Consider the following 17,407-nt stretch of genomic DNA (forward strand, 5'->3'; position numbering starts at 1 on the left):
CTGCCGGTTCCCCCCACCCGTGTTTGACAACGCCGCGAAAGCAGGCGATTAAGAGCCATCATCATAATAAAACCAATCATTTGCCCACAGGTGAACAGGTCGCTTCGCTTCCAGCCCATTACCATAGGGTTTCACCAAAGTTCAACCTTTTTGCCGCCACCCCTTTTAAAATCCTGAAAAACCCGCCTTTTCGGTTTTCCCAAAAGGCGAAACAGTTTGCTCACAACCGGAAAGACATCGATTAAAACTATCGCCAAAGGCAACGTTATCACCGATACATATTTGACATTCCGGACAGAATCTTCTATTTGCCGGCGCAAATCATTTTCCCCATGTCGATCGGTCACCTGTGAATACCCATGCTCTCTTTCGCTAAAAGGTACCCCGCACGCGGCGCGGCGGCGCTGTTGCTGCTGTTAATCTGGTACTCCGTCGCCTTCTATGTGCGCCTCGCCCGCCAGGCGGAATTTCCCCTGCCTCAGGAAACCGCGACCGCATTTCTCCGGCTCCTCGCCAACCAGGATAAAATTCTGGATCACTCCCTCTATGCCCACCTTGGAGCCAGTCTCGAACGCTGGTTCATGGGCTACACCGCCGGGGTGGCCTGGGGTCTCGGACTCGGCCTGGCCGGCGCCATGCTGCCCGGAATGGGTCGTACCCTGGCCCCGTTGATCTCGGTTATTCACCTGATTCCGGGCCTGGCCTGGATTCCCATCGCCATCCTGCTGGTCGGCATCAACCAGCGAACCGCTATTTTACTCATTAGCCTGACCGCCATGCCGCCGGTGGTCTTAAGTCTGCAGCAGGGCCTGAAAGCCACGCCGGAGGAATTCATCATGCTCTCCCGCATGTGCGGCGAAGGCCCCGGACGACGGTTTTTCAAGGTCCAGCTGCCGGCCGCCCTACCCCACCTGATCACCGGGCTGCGGCTGGCCCTGGCCAACAGCTGGCGAGTGGTGGTCGCCTCGGAAATGGTGGTCGGCACCGGCCTGGGACTGGGCTATACGATCATGCAGTCGCGCTGGACGCTCGATTACACGACGGCCTTTATCTGCATCGGCCTGATCGTGGTTTGCGGCCTGCTGGCGGAGCATGGATTTTTCGGGATGCTGGAAAAGGTCACGCTGCGACGCTGGGGCATGAGCCGATGAAGCGCGGCGAGGTTGTCCTCGAACATGTGTCCCACGCTTATCCCGGAAGCGACGGCGCGGTATCGGTTATCGATAACCTTCACGTCACGATCGCACCGGGAGAGCTGTTCTGTGTTCTCGGGCCCAGCGGCTGCGGCAAGACCACCCTGCTCAAGCTTATCGCCGGCTTTGCAAAACCGACCGGCGGCCGCATTCTGGTCTCCGGCGAAAAGGTCACGGGACCGGGACCGGAACGGGCGCTGGTTTTTCAGCAACCCCAGCTGTTCCCCTGGTTGACGGTCGCCGCCAATATCGAGCGGGGCCTGCGCCGCCGTTTCCACCAAACCGCGCCCCGGCGGAAAAAGCTGGTCGAACTGCTCGACCTGATCGGCCTGGAAGCTTTTGCCGACCATTATCCCCATCAGTTATCGGGAGGCATGCAGCAACGCGTGGCCCTGGCCCGGGCCCTGGCCCTGGAACCGGAGGTTCTCCTGCTGGATGAGCCCTTCACCGCCCTGGATCAGCTGATCCGGGAACGCCTTCAGGATGAACTGTTACGCCTCAACCGGGAACTTGGCCGCACTATGCTTTTTGTTACCCACAACACTCAGGAAGCCGCCTATCTCGGAAACCGAATCATGGTTTTATCACAGGGACCGGCCCGCGTCACCCGCCTGCTGCGCATTCCCCTGCCTCATCCCCGTCGGCGCGGCGATGAAAAGCTCTGGCGCCTTGAGCGCGAGCTGTACCTCCATTGCGGCTGCTGCAGCGAAACTCCGGATCTGTATCTGATTCCGGCAAATTCCTCGGAAGGACAAAGTCCATGAAAAAACGCTTCAAGTTACTGCTTCCGGCCACAATTTTGCTGCTGTCGGCAGCACTGTCGGCTTGTGAACCGGCCGTGAACCCCGCCAAGCCGCTGCGCCTTGCCTATCCCAACAAGATTCAGTATCTGCCGATGATGCTCAGTTACGCCGAAAGCGGTCGGAAAGCCGTGAATCAGGTTTCGGCTTTCAGCCCGGTAATCGGCAGCGGCGGCATCGACGCGGCCGAAGCCCTGTTGGCCGGGGAGGCCGAAGTCGGAGCCATGGGCGATGTCCCGGCCCTGATTCTGCTCAGCCGCAGCGATCGTTTTCAGGTCATCTGCGCCTTCATGCAAAGCCCGACCATGCATCGACTGGTGGGTTCGAGCGCGCGCGGGGTCAGGAGTCTCAACGATCTTGCCGGCAAACGCCTGGCGCTGCAGCTGGGTTCCAGCACGCACGGCGCCCTGCTCGGTTTTTTTGCGGAAAGGGGTCTGCAGGTAAACGGGATACTGTTGATCTCTATGTCTCCGAACAATTTCACGGAAGCCATGCTCAGCGGCGCGGTCGACGCCGTCGCCGCTTCCGAGCCCTGGCCCCAGAACCTTCTCGACCGGGTTCCGGGCGCCATGCCACTGGCCACGCTGACCATCAGCGGCAACCATTTCCCTCACGTCCTGATCGCCGAGCGCCGGCTGCTTGACTCGCGCCGACCGGAGCTACGTCGACTCCTGCAACAACTAGCTGCAAGCATGGTTTACATCGCTCAGCAACCACAAGCTGCCGCCGTCAGCGCGGCCCGTTTTACCGGGCGGACGGCGGCAGCGGAAGCCCAGGCCTGTAAGGAACTTATTTTCGCCCTTGATTTTTCCCCGGCCGTCAGCAGCGCCCTGCACCAGACCGCGGTATTCCTGCGGGAGCAGAAAAAAATTAACCAACTTCCGGGGGCGGAATCCCTGCGGCCGATCAAGGACCTGCAACCATGACCTCAACCCTTTTCTCGCCGACCTTCGCCCAAACACCGGCGGCCCTGAAAATTTCCATCAGAACAAGCGCGGTGGGCCGGCTGCTGCTGGGACTTGGTCTCCTGTTGTGGATTCTGGGACCGCCGGCAGTGGTCACGGCCGCAAACCCGAGCCTGGGGAAAACCACCAATTTTTACGGCGACGTGCGCTACCGCCTTGAATATCAGGACAATTTCAACGCCCGTTACTACGGTTCCGATCCACCTTCCGGTTCCGACAGCTTTCTTCTGCAAAGAATCCGGCTCGGCCTGCGCCATAGTTTTTCCGAGAAACTGGAACTGGGCTTGGGAATCCAGGATGCGCGGGCCTTCGGCGTAGACCTGGAGGATGACAAGTTTTACAGTAAAAACCTGGGGCTGACCAATCACCCCTACAAAGACTACGCCGAACCCTATGAAACCTATGTCAAAATCAAAAACATCGGCGGGCAGAACCTGAGCCTGAAAGCCGGACGGCAATCCATCCGCTATGGCGACAACCGCATCTTCGGTCCCGGCGACTGGGGCAATACCGGTCGTTACCACTGGGACGCCGTCCGGCTTGCCTATCGTCGTCAAGCTCATTTTCTCGAGGCGCTGTGGGGCGCGCATATCATTCACGAACCGAGAACCCTGAGTCTCAGACACCGCCATAATCTTTACGGCGGGGCCCTCTACGGCCATTACGAAATCCGCCCCGAATTGATCGTTGAACCTTTTTTCATCCGCAAGTATGACCGCCATGACCATTACCAGGGCGAAAGTGGCGGCGGCGACCGCGACAGCTGGTTTTAAGGCGGTCGAATTTACGGCAGTTTCCCTTCCGGCTTCTATTATGACCTGACCGCAGTCAGAGAGAGCGGCGATTTTGGCCGGGATACAATCGCGGCCTGGGGCGGGCATGTGAAATCAGGCTGGAAGTTCGCCGAGCTGCCGGGAAAGCCCGAATTGAGCTTCGAGTATAGCTACGCTTCCGGCGACGGCGATCCGGAAGACGGGCGGCGCAAAACCTTCAGCGGGGTGTTCGGATCCCGTGACAAAATGTACGGGCGCATCAACCTGTTTGACTGGCGAAACCTCAAAAACAGCCAGTTCAACCTGGAAATATCTCCTTTGCCGAAGCTTTCCCTGCTCGCCGAGTTCCACGATTTCAAACTCGCCGAAAAACGCGACGGCTGGTCTTTGAACCCGTCTTTGTATCGCGATCCCAGCGGCGCCGCCGGAGACGAGGTGGGACGCGAGCTTGATCTGATCGCAACCTGGGAAACCTCAATCACCGGCAAAGCCTTTGCCGGCCGCCTGACCGTCCAACTCGGAGCCTGCCGCTTCTGGGCCGGGAACTTCGCCCAAAAAGTCGCCGCCGACAAAAACGCCAACTGGTTCTTCTGCCAGTTGCAATACCGGATCGACATTCAGCCCTGACCGATAGGCTTCGGAAAAGCGGCGTCACCCTTTCCGGCCATACAATCCGGCCAGACAACATGTAAATCTTTGGGAAAAGCGCCTGGCCGACCATCTAACCCAGGCGAGGCCAACGATCTTTGCCGCCAGGTAAATTTTTTAACCGTTCAGCCCTTTTCAATTTTAATGAACTCGTAACCACCCTTGAAAATCGCAAAACAGAAATTGAGCGTCAGCGATGGAGGGAAATTACCTGAGCACCAGAAACTGAATAGCGACTTCAGACCGCTATCGCGGCCACACATATGTGAAAGTAACCAGCTTTTACCAGCTTACTTGGAAGTTACACTTTTTTTTTGCTTTTTCTGATTTTCGCATTATAATTCAAGGGTAAACGCCTTTCCGGATGCGAACTCAATGGTCACTATCCAGCGGCTTGACCCAGATGATCAATCTGACTCTTTCAGGCCGGCCTGCGACAAGTCAAATTCCGCCTACGCCGGCACGAGGTTGCGGAACGACGGGAGAGCTCAAAATGGAACCCCAGAACGTCAGCCCTGCCAAGCAATCAAACCTTTCCGCGCCACGCAAACCCCGCCCAATAAGCTTTCCGAAAGCCGAAGACTGGCTGGCCCGCCGGCTCGCGAAAGCCGGGGTTTACCTGAACAGTTCCAACCCCTGGGATCCTCAGATTCACAATCCGCAATTCTACCGCCGCGCCTTGTGGGAGGGCTCCCTCGGCGTTGGAGAAAGCTACATCGACGGCTGGTGGGATTGCGAACAACTTGACGAAATGCTCGCCCGCATCCTGCGGGCCCAAGTCGACAAACATATCATCAATAACTGGGCGCTGCTGCGGCTCTGGCTGAAAACCAAACTCTTCAATCTGCAATCGGTCCGGCGCGCCTACCAGGTCGGGAAGAAACATTACGATATCGGCAACGATCTTTTTCAGGCCATGCTCGATCCCACCATGAGTTATTCCTGTGGCTATTGGCATAATACCCGCGACCTCTACGAAGCGCAACTGGCCAAACTTGATCTGGTCTGCCGCAAACTGGCCCTCAAAGCGGGCGAGTCGGTACTGGATATCGGCTGCGGCTGGGGCAGCTTCGCCGAATACGCGGCCCGCCATCATGGCGTCAGGGTTACCGGCATCACCATCTCCAGGGAGCAGAAAAAACTGGCGGAACAACGTTGCGCCGGGCTGCCGGTCGACATTGAAATGATGGATTACCGGAGCCTGGAAGGTAAATTCGACAAACTGGTTTCAATCGGCATGTTCGAGCATGTCGGTCCGAAAAACTACGATATCTACATGCGCACGGCTCATCGTCTGATGCAAGATGACGGACAATTTCTACTGCATACCATCAGTAACGAGGTTTCGCAGGTGGGCACCGACCCCTGGATCCAGAAATATATCTTTCCGAATGGCAACCTGCCTTCACTGACCCAGCTGAGCAAGGCCTGTGAACCTTATTTCATCATTGAGGATGTTCAGAACCTCGGGCTTGACTATGACCGCACCCTGATGGCCTGGTACCACAATTTCGATCAGGCCTGGCCCCACCTGAAACCAAGCTACGACCACCGTTTCTACCGGATGTGGACCTATTATCTGAAAACCTGCGCCGGAGCCTTTCGCAGCCGCACCCTGCAAGTCTACCAGCTGGTTCTGCGCAAACGCCTGGCCACGCTGCAACGTTATCACGCCCCCCGTTAGCCGCTCCTCCGCCGGCGCCGAAGACAGCGCGTTTCATCCTTTGAGCGAAACGATTTCCGAGGTGACATCGTAATTTTGGAACCTTTGGCCGCGAGCCTCCCCTCTGCAAAGCTCGCCCCGATCCATGCCCCGGCTGCCGCCGCCCCCAGTCGATCAGTCGCGTGACCACTTCACAATTGAATGCGCACCCCTTTTGGCCTCATACCACGCCCTTTATTTATTCTTTACATTAGTTTTGTAATCTGCAATGTAAAACACAGAGAAATGTTTACTTTCCATCAAGAGAGTTTGGGGAATAATCATGTGTCGAAAGAAGATCAAAATCGTGGTTGTCGAGGATGAAACCGACATCCGTGAGGTCCTGGCCTACAATCTCGAGCGCGAAGGCTACCAGGTGGCGACGGCCTCCGATGGCGAACATGGGGTACAACTGATCCGCGAGCTGCTGCCCGATCTGGTGCTGCTGGATCTGATGCTGCCCGGTCTGGACGGTCTCCAGGTCTGTAAGAGAGTAAAAAACGAGGAGCAGACCCACGATATTCCGATTATCATGGTTTCCGCCAAGGGCGAGGAAAGCGACATCGTTCTCGGCCTGGAGCTGGGCGCCGACGACTACATCACCAAACCTTTCAGCACCCGGGAACTACTCGCCCGGATCAACGCGGTCCTGCGGCGACGGGAACCCGGCAATCCGACCGACCCTGGAGAAAGCATTCGCCGCGAAGGCGTTGAAATCGACATCAAGCGCCATGAGATCAAGGTGGATGACAGTCCGGTTCCCTTTACCCTGACCGAGTTTAAACTGCTCCATTTTCTGGCCGGCCATCCAGGATGGGTCTTTACCCGGGATCACCTGATCAGCCGGATCATGGGAGAAGATAATTTTGTCGTCGACCGCAATATCGATGTTCATATTCAGGCGGTCCGCAAAAAACTGGGACGGCATCGCCATCTGATTGAAACCATTCGGGGCATCGGCTATCGTTTCAAGGATCATAACGAGAATTGATATGGCTCTTTACAAATCCAGACTCCTGTGGAAAATCAACACGATTTTCGTGACCATTACCCTGCTGGCGGCCCTGATCGTCAGCGCCTTCAGCGCCTATCTGATCAAACGAAGCACCCTGAGCGAGGTCGAAGAAAACCTGGGTGAGAGGTGCGCCATGCTCGGTGAACTGGCCCTGCCGCTGCTGCGCGGCGGCGAGGTCGCCGAACTGCAGGCAAAGGTTCTGGCCCTGGGCCGGGAAATTCATACCCGCCTGACCATCATCGCTCCGGACGGAACTGTCGCGGCCGATTCCGAAAAACAACCGGAAAGCATGGAAAACCATGGCGACCGACCGGAAATCACAAAAGCCGCTCTCTATGCCCAGGGGGTCGCCACCCGTCTGAGCGCCACCCTGAGCACCGACATGATGTATCTGGCCCGGGCCATTCGCCATCAACAGCAAATCATCGGTTATGCGCGAACCTCCCTGCCGCTGACCGTCATCGACCAACGCATCAAGCAGAGCCGTAAAGCCATTGTCCTGGGAATCGGGGTGGTGGCGCTGCTGACCCTGCTTTCCGGTTTTTTGCTGGCGCGTTTTTTCATCCAGCCGCTGGTAACCATGACGGCCATGGCTGAAGCCCTGGCCGCCGGCGACCTCAGCCGGCGGCTGAAACTTAGACGCCGCGACGAAATCGGCCGTCTGGCCCGCAGTTTCAACCAGATGGCGGAAAATTCGCAACAACGCATCGCGACCATTGAATTCGATCGGAAAAAACTAAACGCGATTCTTTCCGCCATGACCGAAGGGGTGATCGCGGTCGATCACCGGGAAAACATCATCCACATCAACCAGGCCGCGGCGGCGCTGCTGGGAACTGACACCAAATCGACCATGGGGAAACCGATCTGGGAAATCACCCGTCTGCCGGATCTTTTCAACATTATCAGCGAAGCCCGCAAAAGTGTCGGTGAAGTCAAAAAAACCATGAAGATCTCACACGGCCTGCGCGAGCGGATCATCGAAATGCACGCGGCGCCGTTGCGGGACGGCCAGGAGGAGATTGTCGGCGCCATGGTGGTCATGCTGGATGTCTCGGAACTGCGCCACCTCGAAACCGTGCGCCGTGATTTCGTCATCAACGCCTCCCATGAATTGAAAACCCCGATCACGGCGATCCGGGCCCTGACCGAAACCATGCTCGACGATTTCTCCGGCATGGACGATCGCACCAAACTGTCCTTTCTCAACAAGATCAGCAATCAGTCCCTGCGGCTGACCGCCATCATCGTCGACCTGATGGCCCTTTCCCGTTTTGAACTGGAAGATGAATGGAATCATCGGACCCCGGTCGATGTGGGTCGCCTTCTCGACGACTCGGCTCAATCCTTAAGTCCCGCGGCGGAAAGCAAAAACATCACGGTCAAGATCTGCAAGATCGAAAAAAACCTGGAGATTGAGGGCGACGAAAACGCCCTGCTGCAGGCGGTCACCAACCTTCTCGACAACGCCATCAAATACACCCCGGAGGGCGGCCGCGTCGAGCTGCGCCTGCGCGGGGACAGCCGCAACGCCATCATCGAAGTCGCCGACACCGGCATCGGCATCGAGCCGGAAGACCAGGAAAGAATTTTTGAGAGGTTCTACCGGGTCGACAAGGCGCGTTCACGCGAGTTGGGCGGCACCGGGCTGGGTCTTTCGATTGTCCGCCATATCATTAAATCCCATAAAGGCCGGGTCCGGGTTGAAAGTCGTCCCGGCGCCGGCAGCACCTTCATTATCAACCTGCCGCTGACCACCAATGAAAACGGAGATAACAACTGATGTCAATGCACCTGGAAAGAGAACTCGACTACCTCAACAAAGAACTGCTGGGAATCGCGGCCATGGTCGAAAACGCCACCGACAAGGCCTTGGTCGCCCTGGTTGAACGCCGACCCGAACTCGCCCGCGAAGTTATCGATGAAGATGACCTGATTGATCACAGAGAGGTTCGCATCGAGGAAGAGTGTCTGAAGATCCTGGCTCTGCACCAACCGATGGCGACCGACCTGCGTTTTGTCGTCACCGCGTTGAAAGTCAACAACGATCTCGAAAGGGTGGGCGATCTGGCGGTCAATATCGCGGAGCGGGCGCTTTATCTTTCGAGCAAGGAAATGCTCGCGGTTACCCTTGATTTTCCCGAGATGTCCCGAGAAGTCATGAAAATGCTCAAAGCCGCGCTCGACGCCCTGACCAGCCGGAATACCGATCTGGCGCGCGCGGTCATCGCCGGCGATGACCTGATTGATAATTTTAATCGCCAGATGTACGATTCCCTGCAACAGCTCATGCAGGACAATCCCACCACGATCAAGAGATCCCTGCATCTGCTCTCCGCTTCCCGTCATCTCGAAAGAATCGCCGACCTGGCGACCAATATCTGCGAAGACCTGATTTACATGGTAGAAGGCGAGGTGATTCGCCACCGTCCTTCCGACTATCTACAGGATGAAAGAAAACGCTTAAAGAGCTGATAATGAACCATGCGGCACGGCTTTTTCGGCGGTTTTTCGAGAAGCCGCGCTCTTTCTTCCGCTCAAGACTCGGCTTTACCAAAACCAGCGCCGACAACTAAAAAAAAGGGCCGCTCACCATTTCAGTGCTGCGGCCCTTTTTTACCTGTCATGCCGGCGGATCAGGGTTTTTTCTGGTCCGCGCCGGGCTTTACAGCGGTTTCCTTTTCCCGCAGAAACAGTTTAGATTCCAGCAGATCAGCCATTTCCTGAATATTTTTACTCAGATACCAGCGCCCATCGGCAAAAACCCCATAATCGGCCCCGCCCATGGCGCTGGCGAAACGGGTTGAATTGCCATAAAAAAGCCACTGCTCAACCCATTTTTTCTCGATGGCCTCATTAAAAATACTGTCGTTGACAGCAAGCCCCTTGGCCGCCCCTTTTTCCCAGGCCGTCGCCAGAATCTTGGTCGCGGTCAGGGTCATGGCGTTAGTGGTCTTGATTGTGTTGTCCAAACGCTCATACTGATTTTCCACCCAGGTGGTCGAGTGACAACCGAGACAGATTTTCTGCATGGCCCGGCGCCTGGTCGCCTGCGTTTCAGCGTCAATCAGCCATGCGGAAGCCGGCTCCCCGGTAAGTTCAACCGGCAGGGGCAGACCATCCTTGTTTTTGATGATCGAGGTATCGGCCTTGAGCGGATGAGGATGCGCGTAAATGCCAAACAGCCGGTAGGGGCTGCGATCATTCATTCGATGCGAACGTTCGGCGATCACCTCACCCTCGGGACTGACAAGCAGGCCGGTATGACAGACGGCGCAGGTCGGTGCCCTGAAATCTGCACCCAGCTTCCAGGGCACCGCCTCGAAATCCCATTTATGCCCCAATGATTTATAGATATTACCATGTTTGCTGACCTCATAGACCTTGGAGGCCGGAACATCCGGGCCTTTGTGGCATTCGGAACAGGTCGCCGGTTTGCGCGCCATGGCCATGGAAAATGAGTGTCGGGGGTGACAGGAGGTACAGGACCCCTTGCTGCCGTCAGGGTTGATGCGACCGACCCCCTGGTTAGGCCAGCCCTTGAGCCGGGGAAAAGCCATTTCGCCGAACTCGGTATCCCGACTTACATTGCCGTCAACCTCAACGATGGTACCGTGACAATACAGACAGGACTCGGCATCGGTCAGGGTGTCGTTATGTGGATTCAGTATCGTTTTGGCGCCGTCGAAATCCTGTTTGCCATTGATCGCATCAACCAGCATCTTGTGGACCGGGTTCAGCATCAGATTGGCATAGGCCTCGGACATCAGGTTGTGGCTGTACTGTTCGGCCTCGACCTGGTGACAGATCGCGCAATCCTTAGAGGATACCACGGTATGAAGTTTAAAGCCGTTATGCTCAAAAGCAGCGTCCTGATGTGCTGAATTATTGAGAGAGTGACATTCATAGCAACCAACCACCACCCCGGCCAGGTTATCGGCGACCACGTCAACCGAGATGCGTCGATTCAGCTGCGGCTGTTTCAGAGCCTGCGCCGGAGTTACCTGAGCCATGCGACTGTTCCGCCAGTCGGCGACGATCCCTGGGGTAGCCAGGGAGTGACAGTCGAGACATTCCTGAGTCTGTTCACTAATCTGCGGTAACGCCGCCTGCGCCCGGGAAAGCCATCCAGTCCCACAAAGTCCGAACAACAGCAAGCCCCAAATTATTCGTTTCATTCCCTGACCTCCATCCCTTAAAATTTAAAGTTGAATCTCACCCTGCCCGGCCTGCGGTCAGTTGGCTATCAAGCCGCTCCTTCAGGTTGATTTGCCCGGCCAACCGCCAAGACCGGCAACCCGCAATCAATTTTGTCACGATCTTTATATAAACTTAACTTTTTCCTGATAGCAAGGGGCAACGAAAAAAAACGCGACCTCGTAAAAAAAATCAACCCTGAACAGCAAAACCCGGCGAATCGACGCACATCAATGTTTTCACTAAACCTCATCATCCTGCTCGGCTTAAGCGTCACCGGCTACTTTCTCGGCCGCCGGAAAGCCACCCGTATCGGCCTTGAACAGGGCCTGCAGCACCTGCACTCTAGACCGACCTTCCACGGAGCCCGCGTCGCTTTCGGGTGCGCGCTTCCGGGCCTGCTGATCTTCGCGGTATGGCTAGTCTGCGAAAACCCCATGGTTACCAAGCTGGTGATCAGAAGTCTGCCGGAAGAATTGCGGCAACTGCCGGCCAGCGAACTCGGGTTGCTGCTCAACGACATCAAAAATCTGGTTCTGGGCAATATCGTCTCCCAGTCTCCGCAACCGTACGTTCTGTCCGCCGCCGAATATTTTCGACAGCTTTTGCGGTTCAGCCATACCTTATTGACCGTTATCATCCTGGTAAGCGCCGCTACCGGCCTGGGACTGACGCTGAAAAGCATCACTTCCGCGCTGAAGGCCCGCAATCAGGTGGAAAAGATCGTCAAAATCATTCTGCTGGCCTCCTCCAGCATCGCCGTTCTGACCACCGCCGGCATTGTTTTGTCGGTTTTATTTGAAGCCTTGCGTTTTTTTCAGCAGGTTTCTCTGACGGAATTCATCTTCGGCCTGAAATGGAGCCCGCAAACCGCGATTCGGGCGGACCAGGTTGGTTCCTCCGGAGCCTTTGGCGCGATTCCGGTCTTTACCGGCACCTTGATGATCGCCCTGATCGCTATGCTGGTCGCCGTTCCTCTCGGGCTGCTGTCGGCAATCTACCTGGCTGAGTACGCCAACCGCAAGATGCGCAGCGTCGTCAAGCCGCTACTTGAGATCCTGGCCGGCATTCCGACCGTAGTTTATGGTTTTTTCGCGGCCCTGACCGTCGCCCCGCTGGTCCGCGATTGCGGCCGGGCCCTGGGGCTGGAAATTTCGTCGGAAAGCGCGCTGGTCGCCGGTGTGGTGATGGGCATCATGATTATCCCTTTCATTTCATCCCTTTCCGATGATGTCATCAACGCCGTCCCTCAGGGCTTGCGCGACGGTTCCTACGGTCTTGGGGCGACCAAATCGGAAACGATTCGCAAGGTGGTCATTCCCGCGGCCCTGCCCGGTATCGTCGGCGGCATTCTGCTCGCGGTCTCCCGCGCCATCGGCGAAACCATGATTGTAGTTATGGCCGCCGGATTGGCCGCCAATCTGACCGCCAATCCGTTGCAGGCGGTCACCACGGTCACGGTGCAGATCGTCACCCTGCTGGTCGGCGACCAGGAATTCGACAGCGCCAAGACCCTGGCCGCTTTCGCCCTCGGCCTGATGCTTTTCCTGATCACCCTGGCGCTGAACGTGATCGCCCTGCAGGTGGTCAAGAAATATCGCGAACAATATGAGTAATTATTAACGCCATGACTGAAAACCGCAAAAGAATTCTCAGCACCACTGAAATCGTGCGCTCTGGTCTAGCGAAACGCTACCGGGCGGAGAAACGTTTTCGCCGCTTCGGCATCACGGCAATCTGCATCAGTCTGCTGTTTTTAGTGATTCTGTTTGCCGACATCCTCGGCAAAGGCCTGCCGGCCTTCAGGCAGACCCATCTTCAGCTACGGATCAACTTTGCTTCCGAGCTGTTCCCTCCCGGCGACCCGGGGCAGGCCGATTTCCACGGCCTGATCAAGCACAGCCTGGCTGAGGCCTTCCCTCAAATCAGAGAAAGAAGGGAAAAACGTGAACTTAACGCCCTGATCAGCAGCGGCGCCGCTTACCAGCTGCGTGACTTAGTCGTTCAGGATCCAAAGCTGATCGGCGGCAGCCGCGAGCTCTGGCTTCCAGCCGATGACGAGGTTGATGTTTTCATCAAGGGACATACGCAGGGCGAGCGCCTCAGCGCCCGCCAGCGGGCCTGGGTCGAGGAACTGCAGCAGCAAGGGCGCCTGAAGCTTAAATTCAACCTGATTCTGTTTACGGCCGGCGACTCCCGCGATCCCGAAATGGCCGGCATTCTGGGAGCCTTGAGCGGCACCATCTTTACCTTGCTGATCACGCTGCTGCTTTCCTTTCCGGTCGGAGTGGCGACCGCGGTTTACCTGGAAGAGTTTGCCCCGAAAAACCGTCTGACCGATTTTCTCGAAGTCAATATCAATAATCTCGCGGCCGTGCCCTCGATCATTTTCGGACTCCTCGGGCTGGCCGTGTTTATCAATTTTTTCGGTCTGCCGCGCTCGGCGCCACTGGTCGGCGGCCTGGTTTTAAGCCTGATGACCATGCCGACGATCATCGTCGCCGGCCGCGCCGCCCTGAAATCGGTGCCGCCGTCGATTCGGGAAGCGGCCCTGGGCATCGGCGCCTCGAAAACCCAGACCATCATGCACCACGTTCTCCCCCTGGCCCTGCCCGGCATGCTGACCGGCACCATCATCGGCATGGCGCGGGCCCTGGGCGAAACCGCTCCACTGCTGATGATCGGCATGGTCGCCTTTATCGTCGACATTCCCAAAAGTATCACGGCGCCGGCAACCGCCCTGCCGGTTCAGATCTATCTCTGGGCCGACAGCCCGGAAAGGGCCTTTATCGAAAGAACCTCAGCGGCGATCATCATTCTGCTGCTTTTTCTGATCATCATGAATGCCGCTGCCGTCTTTTTACGCAACAAATTCGAGAAACGCTGGTAAGCCGATCTCCCGCCATTCAGTTCATCAACGAATGGCTTTAGATGAAGTGAGATAAACGTTTTTTCAATTGCAAAAACGCAACCTAACCCGAAAAAAAAGTAAATCTGGAGGAAAAAATGAAAAAAAGTTTTGGTTTAATGCTTCTGGCGGCCGTCATGATGCTTCTGCCGGCAGCCATGGCCCAGGCCGCCGCCGCCCGTGACTACATTTCGATTGTCGGCTCATCCACGGTCTACCCCTTCGCCACGGTGGTCGCCGAACAATTCGGTCGCGGCAGCCAGTACAAAACCCCGAAAATCGAGTCGACCGGTTCGGGCGGCGGGCTGAAGCTGTTCGCCGCCGGTATCGGGGTCGAGCATCCGGACATCACCAACGCCTCGCGCCGGATCAAGGTTTCCGAATTTGAACTCTGTAAAAAAAACGGCATTGACGAAATCCTGGAAATCAAGATCGGCTATGACGGCATCGTCGTCGCCAACTCTAAAAGCGCAAAGCAACTGAAGCTTGATCGCAAAACCCTGTTCCTGGCCTTGGCCAAGGAGATTCCCAATCCCAAAGACGGCGAGCATCTGATCGCCAACCCTTACAAAACCTGGCAGGATATCGACCGCAACCTGCCGGCGATCGCCATCAAGGTTCTCGGACCGCCGCCGACCTCCGGCACCCGCGACGCCTTTGTCGAACTGGCCATGGGGGGCGGCGCGCAGCAGTATCCCTGGCTTAAGGCTCTATCTAAAAGCGACAAGAAAGAATTCAAAAAAATCGCCTACACCATTCGCGAGGACGGCGCCTACATCGAAGCCGGCGAAAACGACAACCTGATCGTGCAGAAGCTGGACGCCGATCACGGGGCCCTGGGCATTTTCGGCTTCAGTTTTCTCGACCAGAACGCCGACAAGCTGCAGGGTTCACTGATCGACGGAGTCGAGCCGACCTTCGCCAATATCGCCGACAGCAGCTATCCGGTTTCCCGGCCGCTGTACTTCTACGTCAAGAAAGCCCACATCAACGTGATTCCCGGCATGAAGGGCTATCTCGCCGAATTCACCAGCGACAAAGCCTTCGGCGAGGACGGCTATCTTTCCGACCGAGGTCTGATTCCGATGCCCAAGGAAGAGCGGCTTAAATATCAGGCCGTGGTCAACAACCTGGGACCGGCCCTTTGCGCCGCCGATTTCAAATAAGCGCCGGCGCAAAGACTGCAGACTAAGAAATTTAGCCTTCGGCTCTCCGAAACTGCTTTCCGGAGAGCCGGACAAAACCTCATGACTGGCTGACTATGTTACAATTTCACTCAGGTCGATCATTGAAAGAAGCGGTTCAGGATACGACAATGGAAAATCGGCAGGCTGAAAAATTCAGCAGCGAACCTTCGGCACAGACCCACAAGTCAACCGCCAAAAGCAAACCCAGCAAACTGGTCAGCCGGGACGAGCGCCGAACCGTCGGCGACCCCTTTCTTGACAATCCCCGCCTGGTCTGCCGCGAGGTCAACGTTTATTACGGTGAAAAGCACGCGATCAACAACGCCTCGATCGACATCGCCAGCAACGAGGTCATCGCCATGATCGGGCCCTCCGGGTGCGGCAAATCAACCTTTCTGCGCTGCCTGAACCGCATGAACGACACCATCGACAATTGTCGGGTAACGGGCAGCATTCGCCTTGACGGAGACGACATTCACAGCACCGACGTAGATCCGGTCCTGTTGCGGGCCAAGGTCGGCATGGTCTTTCAGAAACCCAACCCTTTTCCCAAGTCGATCTGGGAAAACGTGGCCTACGGCCCCCGGATTCACGGACTCGCCTCCAATCGCGGTGAACTCGATGAAATCGTCGAGACCTCGCTGCACCGGGCCGGGCTCTGGGAGGAGGTCAAGGATCGTCTGGATGAGCCCGGCACCGGCCTTTCCGGCGGCCAGCAGCAGCGTCTTTGCATCGCACGTACGATCGCCGTCAGCCCGGAAGTGATTCTGATGGACGAACCCTGTTCGGCTCTCGATCCGATCGCCACCGCCCGCATCGAGGATCTGATCGGCGAATTGCGGGAAAATTTCACGATCATCATCGTTACCCACTCCATGCAGCAGGCCTCCCGGGTTTCCCAGCGCACGGCTTTTTTTCATCTCGGCGACCTTATCGAAGTGGGTTCCACCAAAAGAATTTTCACCAATCCGCGCCATCAGCTGACCGAGGACTATATCACCGGCCGTTTCGGCTGAACCGCGCCGGGGCGGAAAACGGCGCGACCGTCTCGGTTGAGCCACGGTAAACGGATGACTCTTCTCGTTCTTGTCAATAAACCTGGGGGTGCCGCCGCCGGCCGCAAACGGCCGCTCCGCAGCAAAGCCCGACCGGACGACAACCATGGCCAAGAAGCTTGACGGAAAATGGCAGCGGGCGGTCTCTCAGATCGATTATGCCTGCCAGCCGATAGTCAATATTTACACGGGCTACTGCTTCGGTTTCGAAGCCCTGTTACGCAACTTCGAAAAAGCCGGCTTCGGCTCGATTCAGGACTTTTTCGATACCGCCTACAATGACGACTGCCTGGCCGAAGTTGACCTGCTGCTAAGGGAAAAGGCGTTGGAAAAGTTCGCTAAGATTCCCTTTCACCAGAAAATCAAAATCTTCTACAACCTCGACAATCGCGCCCTGATTCTCTCGAAAAGCAGCCAGACGCACATGTGCGATCTGCTGGAGCGTTTCAACTTACGTAAAAGCTGCCTCTGTTTCGAAATTTCCGAACGCCACGAATTTCATTCCCAGCTCAGCACCACGGCCTTTCTGCAGCTGGTCCGCCAGAAAACCTATAAGATCGCCATCGATGATTTCGGCGCCGGTTACGCCGGTCTGCAACTGCTGTATCGCAGCGAACCCGACTATATCAAAATCGACCGTTTTTTCATCTCGGACATCGCCGAAGGCGTCGAAACCGTCGATGAATTCACCGCCTGCCGGGAGATCGGCTGTGATTACGTGCGGGGCTATCTGATTCAGCGCCCGACCCCGAGGTTGCACGAACTGAAAAGTTTCTATGAAAAGGTCGCGATTCTCAACAAAAAGGAAAGAAGAAGGAAAAAGACCGACAAAAACCTGATTGAGGGTGTAAAAAAGATTGTGTAAATGGCCATTCAGGGTACACTGTGACCCCACCCATTAAAAGGAGCTCATATGGCCATTGAAAAAGATCTACTTGACCGCCTGCTTGCTGACTATAAAAAA

General features: G+C 56.5%; 15 protein-coding genes. 14 read left to right on the plus strand and 1 reads right to left on the minus strand.

The window, feature by feature from the left end; genetic code table 11:
* Positions 1-359: 359 nt before the first annotated feature.
* From ENN66_05900 to phoU, 9 genes are all read left to right on the plus strand, one after another.
* A complete protein-coding gene (locus ENN66_05900) occupies positions 360-1,151 on the plus strand; it encodes an ABC transporter permease subunit (GenBank protein HDS16132.1) in 792 nt (263 codons plus the stop codon).
* Positions 1,148-1,957: an ABC transporter ATP-binding protein gene (locus tag ENN66_05905; GenBank protein ID HDS16133.1), complete on the plus strand. Its 810-nt coding sequence runs from the start codon at positions 1,148-1,150 to the stop codon at positions 1,955-1,957. The genes ENN66_05900 and ENN66_05905 overlap by 4 nt, the downstream gene beginning before the upstream one ends.
* Entirely contained in the window at positions 1,954-2,919 is a 966-nt protein-coding gene (locus ENN66_05910) for an ABC transporter substrate-binding protein (protein ID HDS16134.1), read from the plus strand. The genes ENN66_05905 and ENN66_05910 overlap by 4 nt, the downstream gene beginning before the upstream one ends.
* On the plus strand, positions 2,916-3,731 hold the full coding sequence (locus ENN66_05915; GenBank protein ID HDS16135.1) for a hypothetical protein: 816 nt from the start codon (positions 2,916-2,918) through the stop codon (positions 3,729-3,731). Before ENN66_05910 ends, ENN66_05915 begins: the two co-directional genes overlap by 4 nt.
* 9 nt (positions 3,732-3,740) lie before the next feature.
* Positions 3,741-4,358 (plus strand): hypothetical protein, encoded by a 618-nt coding sequence (locus ENN66_05920; protein HDS16136.1) that lies wholly within the window; start codon positions 3,741-3,743, stop codon positions 4,356-4,358.
* A gap of 514 nt (positions 4,359-4,872) precedes the next feature.
* Positions 4,873-6,063, plus strand: a complete 1,191-nt coding sequence (locus ENN66_05925) for a cyclopropane fatty acyl phospholipid synthase (GenBank protein ID HDS16137.1) — start codon at positions 4,873-4,875, stop codon at positions 6,061-6,063.
* A 301-nt stretch (positions 6,064-6,364) separates the two neighbouring features.
* Positions 6,365-7,072: a response regulator gene (locus tag ENN66_05930; protein HDS16138.1), complete on the plus strand. Its 708-nt coding sequence runs from the start codon at positions 6,365-6,367 to the stop codon at positions 7,070-7,072.
* A 1-nt stretch (position 7,073) separates the two neighbouring features.
* Positions 7,074-8,879, plus strand: coding sequence for a HAMP domain-containing protein (locus ENN66_05935; protein HDS16139.1), 1,806 nt, complete (start codon positions 7,074-7,076; stop codon positions 8,877-8,879).
* A complete protein-coding gene (gene phoU, locus ENN66_05940; protein HDS16140.1) occupies positions 8,879-9,571 on the plus strand; it encodes a phosphate signaling complex protein PhoU in 693 nt (230 codons plus the stop codon). The genes ENN66_05935 and phoU overlap by 1 nt, the downstream gene beginning before the upstream one ends.
* 161 nt (positions 9,572-9,732) lie before the next feature.
* On the opposite strand, the gene ENN66_05945 is transcribed toward phoU, so the two are convergent.
* Positions 9,733-11,274, minus strand: coding sequence for a hydroxylamine oxidase (locus ENN66_05945; protein HDS16141.1), 1,542 nt, complete (start codon positions 11,272-11,274; stop codon positions 9,733-9,735).
* 252 nt (positions 11,275-11,526) lie between these two features.
* Here ENN66_05945 and pstC point away from each other — a divergent pair, with 252 nt between their 5' ends.
* The 5 genes from pstC to ENN66_05970 all read left to right on the plus strand — a co-directional run bounded on the left by pstC (position 11,527) and on the right by ENN66_05970 (position 17,308).
* Positions 11,527-12,909 (plus strand): phosphate ABC transporter permease subunit PstC, encoded by a 1,383-nt coding sequence (pstC, locus tag ENN66_05950; protein HDS16142.1) that lies wholly within the window; start codon positions 11,527-11,529, stop codon positions 12,907-12,909.
* Positions 12,910-12,920: 11 nt separating this feature from the next.
* A complete protein-coding gene (gene pstA, locus ENN66_05955) occupies positions 12,921-14,183 on the plus strand; it encodes a phosphate ABC transporter permease PstA (GenBank protein HDS16143.1) in 1,263 nt (420 codons plus the stop codon).
* Positions 14,184-14,299: 116 nt separating this feature from the next.
* Positions 14,300-15,367, plus strand: a complete 1,068-nt coding sequence (locus ENN66_05960) for a phosphate ABC transporter substrate-binding protein (GenBank protein HDS16144.1) — start codon at positions 14,300-14,302, stop codon at positions 15,365-15,367.
* Positions 15,368-15,516: 149 nt separating this feature from the next.
* Entirely contained in the window at positions 15,517-16,404 is an 888-nt protein-coding gene (locus tag ENN66_05965) for a phosphate ABC transporter ATP-binding protein (GenBank protein ID HDS16145.1), read from the plus strand.
* 145 nt (positions 16,405-16,549) lie between these two features.
* Complete coding sequence (locus ENN66_05970; protein HDS16146.1) at positions 16,550-17,308, plus strand: EAL domain-containing protein; 759 nt, start codon at positions 16,550-16,552, stop codon at positions 17,306-17,308.
* Positions 17,309-17,407 lie beyond the last annotated feature (99 nt).

It is taken from the genome of Pseudomonadota bacterium (assembly GCA_011049115.1).
Taxonomy (GTDB): Bacteria; Desulfobacterota; Anaeroferrophillalia; order Anaeroferrophillales; family Tharpellaceae; genus DSCM01.

What these genes read in the sequence shown, in the direction of transcription:
- ENN66_05900 (HDS16132.1), top strand. Translation starts at nt 360, where the DNA reads ATGCTCTCTTTCGCTAAAAGGTACCCCGCACGCGGCGCGGCGGCGCTG.
- ENN66_05905 (HDS16133.1), top strand. Translation starts at nt 1,148, where the DNA reads ATGAAGCGCGGCGAGGTTGTCCTCGAACATGTGTCCCACGCTTATCCC.
- ENN66_05910 (HDS16134.1), top strand. Translation starts at nt 1,954, where the DNA reads ATGAAAAAACGCTTCAAGTTACTGCTTCCGGCCACAATTTTGCTGCTG.
- ENN66_05915 (HDS16135.1), top strand. Translation starts at nt 2,916, where the DNA reads ATGACCTCAACCCTTTTCTCGCCGACCTTCGCCCAAACACCGGCGGCC.
- ENN66_05925 (HDS16137.1), top strand. Translation starts at nt 4,873, where the DNA reads ATGGAACCCCAGAACGTCAGCCCTGCCAAGCAATCAAACCTTTCCGCG.
- ENN66_05930 (HDS16138.1), top strand. Translation starts at nt 6,365, where the DNA reads ATGTGTCGAAAGAAGATCAAAATCGTGGTTGTCGAGGATGAAACCGAC.
- ENN66_05935 (HDS16139.1), top strand. Translation starts at nt 7,074, where the DNA reads ATGGCTCTTTACAAATCCAGACTCCTGTGGAAAATCAACACGATTTTC.
- phoU (HDS16140.1), top strand. Translation starts at nt 8,879, where the DNA reads ATGTCAATGCACCTGGAAAGAGAACTCGACTACCTCAACAAAGAACTG.
- ENN66_05945 (HDS16141.1), bottom strand. Translation starts at nt 11,274, where the DNA reads ATGAAACGAATAATTTGGGGCTTGCTGTTGTTCGGACTTTGTGGGACT.
- pstC (HDS16142.1), top strand. Translation starts at nt 11,527, where the DNA reads ATGTTTTCACTAAACCTCATCATCCTGCTCGGCTTAAGCGTCACCGGC.
- pstA (HDS16143.1), top strand. Translation starts at nt 12,921, where the DNA reads ATGACTGAAAACCGCAAAAGAATTCTCAGCACCACTGAAATCGTGCGC.
- ENN66_05960 (HDS16144.1), top strand. Translation starts at nt 14,300, where the DNA reads ATGAAAAAAAGTTTTGGTTTAATGCTTCTGGCGGCCGTCATGATGCTT.
- ENN66_05965 (HDS16145.1), top strand. Translation starts at nt 15,517, where the DNA reads ATGGAAAATCGGCAGGCTGAAAAATTCAGCAGCGAACCTTCGGCACAG.
- ENN66_05970 (HDS16146.1), top strand. Translation starts at nt 16,550, where the DNA reads ATGGCCAAGAAGCTTGACGGAAAATGGCAGCGGGCGGTCTCTCAGATC.